Source organism: Vibrio agarivorans, assembly GCF_030409635.1.
Classification (GTDB): Bacteria; Pseudomonadota; Gammaproteobacteria; order Enterobacterales; family Vibrionaceae; genus Vibrio; species Vibrio agarivorans.
Genome location: NZ_JAUFQF010000002.1, coordinates 42103 through 54869, shown reverse-complemented (window position 1 = coordinate 54869; position 12767 = coordinate 42103). Strand labels below are relative to the sequence as shown.

Genomic DNA, 12767 nt, shown 5'->3' with positions numbered 1-12767 from the left:
CACATTTTACTTGAATAACGATGCGTTATGAAACCAGTTATACTATTTTGTCGTCTATTTCTCTTGAATTTGACCGCACCTTAATTCCCATATCATTTCAACTAAACAATTGGCTAAAGAGTCAGAAAAACCGACACTAAGAAATCGTTTAAAAGCTCTCCTTGTGTCATACGTTTTTGGGAAGTACTTCGCTAGATAAAGCTCATGAGCACAAGCTGCCGCTTGCTCTCTGGCCAGCCCTGAAAGTTGTAACTTACGAATTGCTTGGTACAGTTCAATTCCGCGCATAATGCTTCCCGTATATTTAATACTAACCATACATTAGATCTGAGCTTAAAATTCATTCAACCGGATGTGAGCAGATGAAAGTAACTCTATGTTGGCTATACCTAGTGACATCTTATACCTCGCCGATGAGTTGGCGCTGTGAACGTGAATAATTGGTGGTTTGAAACCTCGTAAAGCAACAGCTTCTTCGATCCACAACACTACATCATAACCAGTACCGTGCGCATCATCACCTAAGTCATGATCAAGACTGATTTCAGTGACATCACCTTTATTCAAAAGCGCGATCGCCTCTTCTGGCCAATAAACTCTATACCAACCTTCGGGGGCCTGTCTCTCATCATCTAAATAGACCTTCATTTGCATCCACCACTGACTCCCAATTCTCGCCAGTTCTTGCATATAACTGGAACGATACTTGCCGCCTTACCTCTCATGAACTTGTAACCAAAAGGAACTTTCCCTTTTATTTCAAGGGAAACAAGAATTTTCTCAGCCCTGAATGGCGCTTTATTGAGTAAGCTAGCGGCTGGCTGAACTGATAGAGAGCTTCCAACTCCAAGTACTTTGTAAGCAGACTTAATATGTTTCCTTGCCTCCTCTAAGTACATCACTGGTTCGCCAAACCAAACAATATTAGGCCTCAATTGGCTATTTAATTCACAATGTTGACCAATCTCAATCCGCTTATCCCAGTCATAAATAATTGAAGATTCAACGCTACTTTGGGCGCGGTTTAACTGCCCATGTAGGTGGATAACTTTCGAACTGCCCGCTCTTTCATGCAAGTCATCTACATTCTGAGTAATGATGACCACGTCATATACATCCTCTAACTCAGCTAGTGCTATGTGAGCTTTGTTAGGTTGTGCTTTTTTGGCGGCAACTTTACGTTGATTGTAAAAGCTCAGCACTAGCTTAGGGTTACGCTCAAAGGCATTTTTCGTTGCTAGTTCATGAATAGGATAACTTTCCCACAGACCATCACTATCTCGAAAAGTGCGCAAACCACTTTCGGCACTTATACCTGCGCCTGTAAAAACAACAATAGTCTTCTTCATATAATAATTTCCATCACTAGTCGCCACATCAGGAGGTGAGTAGGCTAAAGATCAATCCATTAGGAAAGGTGCACACACCTCACGGTTAGATAGCTGAGCGCTGTATTAATAAATTAAAATTTCCATTAGAGTAATCGTCGAGGATATCTACCCATATCATTATTTTTTATAATGCGTTCACAATGTGCATCCCAAAGAGCCTCTGGAATAAACGAACGAGCCTCGCTATCACTTTGAAGTGCTTGATAGCATATAGCGCTATCGATTAATGCCCTCGGAACATACTTGAGTAAATAGCCATCACCCGCACTACACAATGCTCTAAAACATGTGTCATAGTCGATGAACTCTTCAGGCAACCATTGTAAAAAAATGCCATTAAACTCTATAAGCTTTTTATAGTGCCAAGATTTAAGCAAGGATTTGGGCAAGGCCGAGTAAAACTGATTGTACAAAAGCACTTCCTCATCTCTGAAGTACAAAACTTGGTCATCTGAAGAAAATGCAAAGTCAATAAAATCTTGATCGATATGGACACCAGGGACGTAAAGCATAGCGTCAATCATACGACTAACAGCCATTAAACAGAGTTCTCGTGTTTTTAAATGTTCAGGGATGAACTTCAGATAGTCGCCACGAATACTTACAGCTTTATATGCGACTTCTAAAGTAAAGTCCTCACTTTGTAAATACTCCATTTTTGTATACCGACTTTCCAATTTATTGCAGATAATCGCTAAATCACTCATGTGTTTGTTGTCTGGGTCTTGTATGAAAAAGTTGTCTTTTGTTGTATTCATTGTTAGTCCTTACCTGTTTCGTTAAAGACATTATTGATTCGATTTATAGACAAGACTAGATGCTGAAATGATCAAGCGTCATATCATGTCGCTTGATATTCAACTAGAAGATATTTAAGTATATACTGCTGATAACACAGATAATCTGGATTTTACGATGAATTCAAATTCTAACCCGAGTAGCGTTAGAAAACTGGCTATTCTCTCTAAACTCAGTCGCCACCCCGTAACGGCGCCAGAGCTTATGGAGCAACTTTCTACAGAAAATATCAACGCATCATTACGAACTATTCAACGTGATTTAATCGAACTTTCTGAGCTATTCAGCCTAGTCAACGATGGTAGCAAGCCAAAAGGTTGGTATTGCGAGAATCCAGAAGGCTTGCCATTTTCAAAGATGGATCTGACGACAGCTGTTACGTTCATCATGGTTGAAAAGTACCTTTATCCCATGCTCACAAAGTCAATGCAGCATTCGCTCGATAGTTATATTTTGATGTCCAAGGCATTTTTGGTTGAGCAAAACCTCCGAAAAGAAAGGTTATGGAACCACAAAATAGTGGCGATAAATAGCGGATTTCAACTGCTACCTCTCTATAGAAACTGCGATGATTTAGAAGTATTGTATCAAGCTGTATTACAAGAAAAATGCTTGAGGCTGGATCACCAATCCATCTCTAGAAGTAATTCTAAGCGATACGATTTCCATCCGTATGGTGTAGTTATTAGAGGTGAACGAACGTATCTCATCGGGCATTTTGATGGTCGGCAACAAACCGTCAAACTATTAACGCAGCGTATTACTAACCCTGTGCTTAGTAACCTCACTTCACAAATTCCTTCAGATTTTAATCTTAGTGACTTTATTGATTCTGGACAATTGGAAGAGCAAGCAACTCAATCCAACGAAATGATAATGATTAAGTTGTGGATTGATGATGTTTTAAAAAGATTGCTTGAAGAAACGCCGTTGAGTTTATGTCAAGAATTCGATAACGATACGGGAGGTTACATTGTTACGGCACAAGTCACTGATACGATTGGTTTCCGTGGATGGTTATTATCGATGTGTAATCGTGCCACGGTGCTTGAACCACTTTACTTGCGAGAGCATATTGAACAAACACTTATGGCCGCAGTTGGTCACTATAGAAGAGGTCAAAATTAATGGATTCTGTGATAAGAGATGTAACCGAAAGCATCAAAGCGACAGCAAAAGAGCTAGAGCGACATTTAAAGGTTAATACTCCAGTAATGAATTCAGATACAAATGGTATTCCAGAAGCGAATCTGACTTTTCATTTTTCACATCAATGCTTGCTCAAAGGGTGGTTGATTTACCCTGAATCTAGCAATTTCACTAATCCTAATAGTAGCAAGTCACGAGAAAGAGTTGATTTGCATGTGATAGATACAGACAAATTTATTTTGACTGTTGAAGCGAAAAAATTTTTTAATGCCATATCAGGTGAACAGATAATTGCGGATTTTGAAAGATCTGCAAACATTGAATACGACCATCAATATGACCATCTGCCTCATTACTCTTTGTTATTAGCTGTGACAGAAAAAAAAGACTGGGAAGATTGGTGGTTGCACAGTCAGAAAAACTACACAAACAGCAGTAACACTTGGGTGAATCTCTCTCAAATACTCGAAGGTGAAGGTATGGAGAACTCATCCTGTGTCATGGATGACGATCGAAAAAAACACTACTTGCTATACGCCGTGAAACGAGTTCGTTGAGGTTCTCCTTACTAGTTCACTACGGATCGGATTTATTGAGCCAGAGAACTAATAGACCAGCAATACTGAACACATGACTATGCGACTTTCCCTATCTGAGCTAATTTATGAGCTTCTAATTTATAAAAATTCGTAACAAGGTTTTGTCCAGAAACGAGCTACATCTAACCCAAAAAACAAAAGCGAACCTAGTAAGGTTCGCTTTAAAGCTAAATCAGCCTAATCAATCCTCATAACTATCAATCGAAGGACAAGAACAGATCAAGTTTCTATCCCCATACACATTGTCGACACGGTTAACGGTTGGCCAGTATTTCCAAATGTGTGTTGATGGCGTTGGGAAGCAGCCGATTTCTCTTGAATATGGGCGGTTCCACTCTTCTGAGGCGAGATCCACTTGAGTGTGTGGGGCATTGACTAGCGGGTTGTTGTCTAGCGGCCATTCACCTGCTTTTACCTTGTTCATCTCTTCGCGAATCGCAATCATCGCTTCACAGTAGCGGTCGAGCTCTTCGAGGTCTTCTGACTCGGTTGGTTCTACCATCAGCGTGCCTGCCACTGGGAACGACATGGTTGGCGCATGGAAGCCGTAATCCATAAGGCGCTTTGCAATGTCTTCTTCGCTGATGCCTGTCTCTTCTTTCAGTGGACGAATATCGATGATGCACTCATGCGCAACTCGGCCATTCGAACCACGGTAAAGGACAGGGTAGTGTGGGCGTAGACGCTCCATGACGTAGTTGGCGTTGAGAATCGCCACCTTTGTTGCATCAGTAAGGCCTTGTTCACCCATCATTGCAATGTATGCCCAAGAGATAGGTAGGATAGACGCACTGCCAAGATCAGCAGCAGAAACTGCGCACTCTTTGCCTTCAACACCATTTTCTATATGGCCTGGAAGGAATGGGGCTAGGTGTGATTTCACGCCGATAGGTCCCATACCTGGGCCACCACCACCGTGTGGAATACAGAAGGTTTTGTGCAGGTTAAGGTGTGAAACATCAGAGCCAATAATGCCCGGTGAGGTTAGGCCCACCTGCGCGTTCATATTCGCGCCATCAAGGTAAACCTGACCGCCAGCCGCATGCACCATCTCGCACACCTGTTTCACTTGTTCTTCATACACACCATGCGTTGAAGGGTAGGTGATCATGATGCTAGAGAGATTCTCTGCGTGCTTTTCGATTTTCGCAGCCAGATCGTCGGTGTCGATGTTGCCGTCGTCATCACATTTTACTACTACAACTTTCATCGACACCATCGAGGCAGTCGCTGGGTTAGTACCGTGTGCAGAGCTTGGGATTAGACACACATTACGATGCCCTTCACCACGGCTTTCGTGATAACGCTGGATTGCGATTAGACCAGCATATTCGCCAGAAGCACCTGAATTTGGCTGCAATGAGAAGGCGTCATACCCCGTAATCTCACACAGCTTCTGTTTGAGATCTTCAGCGAGTGCAGTGTAGCCCGCGGCTTGTTCGATTGGTGCGAATGGGTGAATTGCGCCAAACTCTGGCCAAGTGACAGGGATCATCTCGGCAGCGGCGTTGAGTTTCATGGTGCAACTGCCTAGTGGGATCATACCGTGAGTCAGTGAAAAGTCTTTGTTCTCAAGCTGTTTTAGGTAACGCATCATCTGGGTTTCACTATGGTGAGTGTTAAACACAGGGTGCGTTAGGTATGAAGATGTGCGGCGAAGCGTTTCTGGGATTGCTGCAAATTCATTACCTGAAATTTCATTTGAAAGCGCTTGGATATCCTCTTTGATGCCGAAAACGCCAAAGAGTGCACTAATGTCATCGAGGGTCGTGGTCTCATCGCAGCTGATACCGAGTCTGTTCGGCAGCAGACGCAGGTTGAGATCGGCCTGCAGCGCTTTTTCATACAACGCCTGAGTGTTCTCTTTAGACTCAATCGTAATGGTATCAAAGAAGCTGTTATGTGATAGCTCGTAGCCTGCTTTAGTTAGGCCAGCGGCTAAAATCGCCGTCATGTGGTGGGTGCGACGAGCGATAGTACGAAGACCTTCTGCACCGTGATAAACCGCATAAAATGCGGCCATATTGGCCAGTAATGCTTGAGCGGTACAGATGTTTGAAGTCGCTTTCTCACGGCGGATGTGTTGCTCGCGAGTTTGCATTGCCATGCGCAGGGCTTGGTTGCCTTTTGAGTCGATAGACACGCCAATCACACGACCTGGCATAGTACGTTTGTGTTTGTCGCGTGTCGCCATAAAGGCCGCATGCGGGCCGCCATAACCCATAGGAACACCAAAGCGCTGTGCTGAACCGATGACGACATCGGCGCCCATTTCACCCGCTGGTTTTAGCAATGCTGAAGCAAGAAGATCAGTCGCGACAGTGACGAGTGTTTTGTTGCTTTGAGCACTCGCAACGATCTCGGTGAGATCGCGCACTTCACCGGTTGTGCCTGGGTACTGTACGAGCGCACCAAACACGTCTTGCTCTGGTAGAGACTCAAGTGTTCCAACGACAACCTCAAAACCAATGTAAGCAGCGCGCGTTTTCACCACTTCGAGAGTTTGTGGGTGAACGTCATCTGCAACGAAGAAGGTTTTGCTCTTACTTTTACCTGCGCGTTTACACAGTGTCATTGCTTCTGCTGCAGCCGTGGCTTCATCGAGAAGTGAGGCGTTAGCAATCTCCATGCCTGTCAGATCCATCACCATCTGCTGGAAATTAAGCAGTGCTTCTAGGCGGCCTTGGGAGATCTCAGGTTGATAGGGCGTGTAAGCGGTGTACCAGCCTGGGTTTTCAAACACGTTACGTAAAATGACATTTGGCGTAAAGGTGTTGTAATAGCCTTGCCCAATGAAAGAGCGTTTGACTTGGTTTTTGTCAGCAAACTCGCGCATCGCGACCAGCATATCCGATTCACTTTTTGCGACAGCCAGTTCGAGAGGGCGTTCTAGGCGAATTTGGCTAGGAACCGTTTCATCAATAAGAGCATCAAGGCTGCTGGCATTGATAGCGGCGAGCATTGTTTGTTGGTCAGCGAGATTTGGGCCGTTGTGGCGAGCTACAAATTCATGCTGAGTGCTGAGACTTTTAAGTAAGTCAGTCATTGAAACCTCCTCCTGAGGGCTTGGCATGGCTTATTGTTTGTCGTTGTGTGCCAAGTGTGAAAAAAGCTGCCTGCACGGCGAGTCTGCATCAAATTAATATGATAGTGACTCTGAATGTGTCGTAGCAGCTTGATTTAAAACAGTGTGAAAAAATTATTCGTCTTCGATCGAGTTTAAGTACTCTTCAGCGCCTTTCAGGTCGCCGAGCTCTGCTGAGTCACTCAGTTTAACGCGAGCAATCCAACCACCGTCGTACGGCTCTTCGTTAACCAGTTCTGGGCTATCTTCTAGCTCTTCGTTGATTTCTACGATTTCACCGCTGATTGGTGCATAAATGTCTGAGGCTGCTTTTACCGATTCAACCAGAGAGAATGTCTCACCCGCTTCAATCTCGTCTTCAACTTCAGGTAAGTCTACGAATACCACATCACCCAACATTTGCTGCGCGTGGTCAGAAATACCGATTGTGACCGTGCCATCTCCGTTGTCGCGTACCCATTCGTGGCTATCTGTAAACTTCAGTGTTTTATCCATTTTTCTTGGTCTCCAATAAAGTCATTTGTGACTAACATCTCACTAACATACTTGCTGAGCATAAAACATTCAAACAAAATTTCCTATAGGAAACAAAATTGAGACTTCAACTCAAACATGTGCTAGCTTTGCTGAATATTTAAACGGATTTTAGCGTCAGATGAATGACAAGAACGTGACTGGTCTTTCACTCTAGATGCAGAAAGGAGCGAAATATGGCCGAGGATGTATTTGACGAATATCCATCGATGACATTGGCGAAACAGACGGAAGATGAAGCCATTGAGCCGTTGCGCTTAGGGGCTCGAATTAAGGCGATTCGCAGCTCATTGAGCCTGACTCTAGAAGAGGCAAGCCAACGAACGGGTTTGGCTCGCTCAACCCTGAGTAAAATAGAAAACGAGCAAATCTCACCGACCTTTCAAGCGATGCAGAAACTCGCCCACGGTTTGCAGATAGATATGCCGCAACTCTTTGAACCGCAAAGTAAAAACTTTGCTTCCGGTCGCCGAGATATCACCTTGAAAGGTGAAGGAAAGCCCCATCCTACCCCAACTTATGAACACGAGCTTTTAGCGACTCAGTTGTCTAGAAAGAAGATGATGCCGTTTAAGAGTCAGGTGCGTGCGCGAGACATTTCTGAGTACCCAGATTGGGTACGTCATGATGGTGAAGAGTTTTTATTGATCCTGTCCGGTGACGTTAATTTTTATTCGGAATTTTATGAACCACTGCCGCTTTCTGAAGGGGATAGTGTCTATTATGACGCTAGTATGGGGCATATGTTGACGTCCACCAGTGAAGAGGATGCGCTGATTTTATGGGTAACAGCAAAATAGCTCGGCACATCTTTTCGGTGTTTGTTTCCTATAGTGTCGGCAAACGTTTGCTTAATTTCGCCAGGTAACAGCTTAGTGACAATTGATGAGAACTTGCTCAGTTAGTTGTTAATAAATAGCGAAAAAAGAACAGATAATGAGGGGATTAACGCACTTAAAGCGTCTAGGTGTTTACTATGAGAAACACTGTCCTCAACAAAAGAAAACTCAACAAGGAGAGAGTCATGGTTCAGCCAACCAATGAAGAGTTATTGAGAACCCCGCTATATCAAGCCCACGTTGATGCGGGTGCTAAAATGGTGCCTTTTGCTGGGTATGACATGCCAGTACAGTATCCTCTCGGTGTAAAGAAAGAGCACTTGCACACGCGCGATGCTGCGGGTTTATTTGATGTTTCTCATATGGGGCAATTGCTGCTGCGTGGTGAAGGGGCGGCAGCCTTTATGGAAAGCTTGGTGCCAGTCGATGTGCTCGGCCTTGAGGTTGGTAAGCAGCGTTATGCGTTCTTTACCAATGAGAAGGGGGGCATTGAAGATGACCTGATGATCGCCAATCTCGGTGAGGCACTGTTTGTGGTGGTGAATGCGGCTTGTAAAGCTCAAGACATTGCCCACATTGAGCGTCATTTGCCACAAGGTGTTGAGCTTGAAGTAATTGAAGATCGTGCTCTGTTAGCGCTGCAAGGGCCCAAAGCGGCGCAAGTCTTAGCTAGGTTTGCCCCGAGTGTGGCTGACATGGTGTTTATGGACGTTGTAAAGGTTGAGCTTGAAGGGGTTGAGTGCATTGTCTCGCGTAGTGGTTACACCGGTGAAGATGGCTATGAAATCTCAGTTCCGGCTGATAGTGCCGCTGCGCTTGCGGCTGCGTTAACAGCAGAAGATGAAGTAGAGTGGATTGGTTTGGGCGCGCGCGATTCACTGCGTCTCGAGTGTGGTTTGTGTTTGTACGGTCACGACCTTGATACCACCACCACGCCAGTAGAAGCGAGCCTGCTGTGGGCGATTCAACCAGTGCGTCGCAAAGGGGGAGAACGTGAAGGCGGGTTCCCCGGGGCGGATATTGTTCTTGACCAGATTGTCACCAAAGACGTTGCGCGTAAGCGTATTGGTTTAGTAGGACAAACTAAAGCACCTGTTCGAGAAGGCGCTGAGTTGTTTGATGCTGAAGGTAACAAGATTGGTATTGTGACCAGTGGCACGGCGGGGCCTAATGCAGGTAAACCAGTTTCAATGGGGTATATTGAAACCTCGTTTGCCGTGATTAGCACAGAGGTGTTTGCTGAAGTTCGAGGTAAGAAACTACCAATGACTGTAGAGAAAATGCCGTTTGTACCGCAGCGTTACTACCGAGGTTAAAGGCTCGGGTTCTAACGTTTTTAACTGCTCTAGTCCCCTCCTCTTTTCAAGGGGAGGGTTAGGGTGGGGTTAAAGCTGCTTTTCAACACACGCTAGCCGTTGCGATTGCCGGTAGTTCATTTAACCCCCTCCCAGCCTCCCCCTTGAAAAGGGGGAGGAGCGAAGACAATCCATTACTATAGCACCGTCTCTAGTACCTTACCCTTGACAAGGGGAGGGGACTAAAGTGCAACGTTCAATGTCAGGTTCACATCGAGAGATAGTGATGAGAGCTTGTTGGTTAACTGTTTACGAGTGTGGGACAGTTCACGCGTATCCAGTTGATGTTCATCGGTGCGAACATCCACTTGAACATGCAGCTCATTGCCGACTTTAGATACCGCAGCGACTTCTAGGTCAGAGTTCAAAGCTTGGTTAAGGGCATCCACTTCTTTTTCTACCTTTTGTGTCACTTCTCGGGTTGGCGACATTTTTAGGAGCTCTTTCATCGCACCAATCAGCATCTCACCAGGCACTTTGATAAAGTATGCACCCATCAGTAGCATCATTATAGGGTCTGCATAGCCTGCTAGGTGCGCGAACGGTGTTTGTGTCAGCACAATCGCAATTATAAAACCGAGTGCGACTGCAACACTGATCAAGGTGTCCATTTTCCATTGGGTTGCTTCGGCTTCAATAAGACCAGACGAAAACTTGCTACTCTGTTTGCCGATATACCACCAACCAAAACCACAGCCTGCTACGTTAATAAAGCCAAATAGAACCGCGATACCTGTGTCGACGTCATTGCCACCATTAAATAGGCTAGTGATGGCAGAATAAAGAGAGGTTGAGACGAGCGCTAAAATGACAACCGCTTTGAACGCAATCACAATTGGTTCTAAGACTGCTTTACCAAACGGGAAGTGCTTTTTTGACGGTTTAGCAATATAAGCTGATGCACCTAATGAGACTAGCGTCAGTAACAAACTCATTAAAGAGTAAGTACCGTCAAAAATAATGACAAGTGACCCAATCAGCCAGCCGAGCACAATCCCCATGACTGCAAAGCTAAGTGACAGCACGGCAGAAAATTTAAGGAGTTTATTCTCGTTTTGTAGGGTTTGGGTACACATAATGGGTTCCTGATTAACATCTGCAGTCATTGTGGCGTTTCAGCCTGGTAACGACAATGTTTAACCATAAGAAACAGAAAGCAAGAACCACCGGTTTGTAATAAAATAATATTAAAATCAGTGGGTTAAGTGGTGAGGTTGGGTGTCATAAATGTTGACGCTCACTGAGTGTGCGTTATAACACTTAGAAAGTAAATAGATAGTCACTGATTTGATCGGCTAGCCACGACATGCCCGGCTCTTCGGCCATTCCAGCAGGAAAGAACATGCAGAAGTCTTCTTGGGTGAGCCCGTAGGTGTGCTTAATGACAGAGAGCTCCTGTTCACGCAACTTGGTTCGGATCAGTGGCTCAGGCAGTACCCCCCAAGCGTTTTCTTGAATAATGGTGTTGCGCATAAACTCAAAGCTGGTGAAGCCTAGGTGTTTTAGAGCAAACGGCTCTAGTGCCGGATTCTTCTTTTCATTGAGATACACCATGAGGGCTTGCATGTATTGGCGCAGCTTCTCATCACTCACACGACGCAGTTGTGCCAGAGGGTGATCGCTACTGCAAACCGACATCATGCGAATTTTTCCTAAAGGCTGAAAGACCAACTTAGGATCATCGCTGCGCTCGTAATCCACTCCAAATGCAAAATCAACTTGTTGTGATTCAACTAGGCTGGCTAAGTCTCCACTTGAGGCTAAGACAAAATTAAAGGATGTGGCAGGGAACTGATTATTGAGCGTGTGTGCCCACTCTTGCCAGATATCGTCTGGAATCGCATCATCACGGGCAACCCACAGTTCAGCTGAGAACTCTCCGTTGGCTTGTGCGCAGGTTTGGCGGATGCGTGCCGCCGTAGCCAGCATGTTTTCGCTGTCTTTGAGTATTGCCTTGCCCGCCTCTGAGAGTTCAAGATGATTGCCCGCACGCTCGAATAGTAAGGTATCTAAATCAGCTTCCAGTGCTTTGATCGCCATGCTTAGCTTAGTGCGATTACATTCTAGCTGTCTCGCAGCCTCAGAAACTGAGCCGGTTGAAGCGACGGTATAGAATGCTTCGAGTTGCGATAAATTCATGTGGGTCGCCATCCTGTAACGAACAAATGTTATACAAACTGTGAAAAGTGAGTGCTTTATCTTTGATAATACCGACGAAATTAGCAAGCGCCGCTTGATTATAATGGCAAGTTAGGGTCTATTTAACCCGTTGCGGCGAATAGATTATGTTGTATGGCCTAATTATTTTAGGGCCTTAGGGAGAGTAAGATGGCACTAGATTGGGATGCTGTAGCGGAGACTTGGGAACATAACGAAGCAGTGCAAACCTTCGCTGACCAAGTATTTGCATCGCTCAGCGAGCTGACCCATATTTCCAACAAAACGATTCTAGACTTTGGTTGCGGCACCGGATTGCTGAGCCAACAGTTAGCGCCTATGGCAAAGAGCATTGTTGCTCTTGATAGCTCTGAGGCGATGATCGAAGTATTAGATGAAAAGAACTTATCTAACGTCGAGCCCGTTGTTGATATTCTGACTCGTGGTTTAGTGGCACAACACCCCGCTTTTCGTGGTCAGTTTGATTTAGTTGTCGCTTCTTCTGTTTGTGGTTTTGTCACGAGTTTCTCCGATGTGTGTGACATCATCTATTCGATTCTTGAAGAGGATGGTCTGTTTGTTCATTGGGATTGGGAGGCGGCTGACGACACAGAAGGCTTAACCAAAGATCGCGTAGAACAAGTGCTTTCTTGCGTTGGCTTTAAAGAGGTGACAGTGCAAGATGCCTTTACCTTGCAAACGGAACAAGGCCCACAAAAAGTGATCATGGGCATTGCCAAAAAATAGCGCTTATTGCATCGTTAGAGAAACCACTTGCTGTTATCACCAAGTGGTTTTTTTGTGTCTTAATTGGGTGAAAATTAGGTTCAGCTTCTGCGAGCTGTGCCGATAAGTAATTG

13 protein-coding genes are annotated in these 12767 nt (G+C 45.0%); 5 read left to right on the top strand and 8 right to left on the bottom strand.

Annotation, left to right across the window (positions count from 1 at the left end; all coding sequences use genetic code 11):
• Positions 1 to 54 precede the first annotated feature (54 nt).
• The 4 genes from QWZ05_RS05780 to QWZ05_RS05765 form a co-directional block, all read right to left on the bottom strand.
• Positions 55 to 288, bottom strand: a complete 234-nt coding sequence (locus tag QWZ05_RS05780; RefSeq protein ID WP_290297198.1) for a hypothetical protein — start codon at positions 286 to 288, stop codon at positions 55 to 57.
• Positions 289 to 333: 45 nt separating this feature from the next.
• Complete coding sequence (locus QWZ05_RS05775) at positions 334 to 654, bottom strand: cyclic-phosphate processing receiver domain-containing protein (protein ID WP_290297196.1); 321 nt, start codon at positions 652 to 654, stop codon at positions 334 to 336.
• On the bottom strand, positions 645 to 1349 hold the full coding sequence (locus QWZ05_RS05770) for an SIR2 family NAD-dependent protein deacylase (protein ID WP_290297194.1): 705 nt from the start codon (positions 1347 to 1349) through the stop codon (positions 645 to 647). Before QWZ05_RS05770 ends, QWZ05_RS05775 begins: the two co-directional genes overlap by 10 nt.
• A gap of 125 nt (positions 1350 to 1474) precedes the next feature.
• Positions 1475 to 2149: a DUF4116 domain-containing protein gene (locus tag QWZ05_RS05765; protein WP_290297192.1), complete on the bottom strand. Its 675-nt coding sequence runs from the start codon at positions 2147 to 2149 to the stop codon at positions 1475 to 1477.
• 157 nt (positions 2150 to 2306) lie between these two features.
• Here QWZ05_RS05765 and QWZ05_RS05760 point away from each other — a divergent pair, with 157 nt between their 5' ends.
• Complete coding sequence (locus QWZ05_RS05760; RefSeq protein ID WP_290297190.1) at positions 2307 to 3317, top strand: helix-turn-helix transcriptional regulator; 1011 nt, start codon at positions 2307 to 2309, stop codon at positions 3315 to 3317.
• Complete coding sequence (locus QWZ05_RS05755) at positions 3317 to 3895, top strand: hypothetical protein (RefSeq protein WP_290297188.1); 579 nt, start codon at positions 3317 to 3319, stop codon at positions 3893 to 3895. Before QWZ05_RS05760 ends, QWZ05_RS05755 begins: the two co-directional genes overlap by 1 nt.
• Before the next feature lie 223 nt (positions 3896 to 4118).
• On the opposite strand, the gene gcvP is transcribed toward QWZ05_RS05755, so the two are convergent.
• Both gcvP and gcvH read right to left on the bottom strand, forming a co-directional pair.
• Complete coding sequence (gene gcvP / locus QWZ05_RS05750) at positions 4119 to 6983, bottom strand: aminomethyl-transferring glycine dehydrogenase (RefSeq protein ID WP_290297186.1); 2865 nt, start codon at positions 6981 to 6983, stop codon at positions 4119 to 4121.
• 153 nt (positions 6984 to 7136) lie between these two features.
• The gene (gene gcvH / locus QWZ05_RS05745; RefSeq protein ID WP_264875967.1) at positions 7137 to 7517 is read right to left on the bottom strand and encodes a glycine cleavage system protein GcvH; all 381 of its coding nucleotides are present in this window, start codon (positions 7515 to 7517) and stop codon (positions 7137 to 7139) included.
• A gap of 215 nt (positions 7518 to 7732) precedes the next feature.
• On the opposite strand from gcvH, the gene QWZ05_RS05740 reads away from it, so the two are divergent.
• The gene (locus QWZ05_RS05740) at positions 7733 to 8356 is read left to right on the top strand and encodes a helix-turn-helix domain-containing protein (RefSeq protein ID WP_264875966.1); all 624 of its coding nucleotides are present in this window, start codon (positions 7733 to 7735) and stop codon (positions 8354 to 8356) included.
• 224 nt (positions 8357 to 8580) lie between these two features.
• A complete protein-coding gene (gcvT, locus tag QWZ05_RS05735; protein ID WP_264875965.1) occupies positions 8581 to 9711 on the top strand; it encodes a glycine cleavage system aminomethyltransferase GcvT in 1131 nt (376 codons plus the stop codon).
• A 221-nt stretch (positions 9712 to 9932) separates the two neighbouring features.
• Here the strand turns inward: gcvT and QWZ05_RS05730 are convergent, their stop codons facing one another.
• Positions 9933 to 10826, bottom strand: a complete 894-nt coding sequence (locus QWZ05_RS05730) for a cation diffusion facilitator family transporter (RefSeq protein WP_290297183.1) — start codon at positions 10824 to 10826, stop codon at positions 9933 to 9935.
• Between the two features lie 184 nt (positions 10827 to 11010).
• Positions 11011 to 11889 (bottom strand): LysR family transcriptional regulator, encoded by an 879-nt coding sequence (locus QWZ05_RS05725; RefSeq protein WP_264875963.1) that lies wholly within the window; start codon positions 11887 to 11889, stop codon positions 11011 to 11013.
• Between the two features lie 189 nt (positions 11890 to 12078).
• Here QWZ05_RS05725 and QWZ05_RS05720 point away from each other — a divergent pair, with 189 nt between their 5' ends.
• Positions 12079 to 12654 carry a class I SAM-dependent DNA methyltransferase gene (locus QWZ05_RS05720; RefSeq protein WP_264875962.1) on the top strand — a complete coding sequence of 192 codons (576 nt, stop codon included), beginning with the start codon at positions 12079 to 12081 and terminating at the stop codon, positions 12652 to 12654.
• The last annotated feature ends 113 nt before the right edge of the window (positions 12655 to 12767 follow it).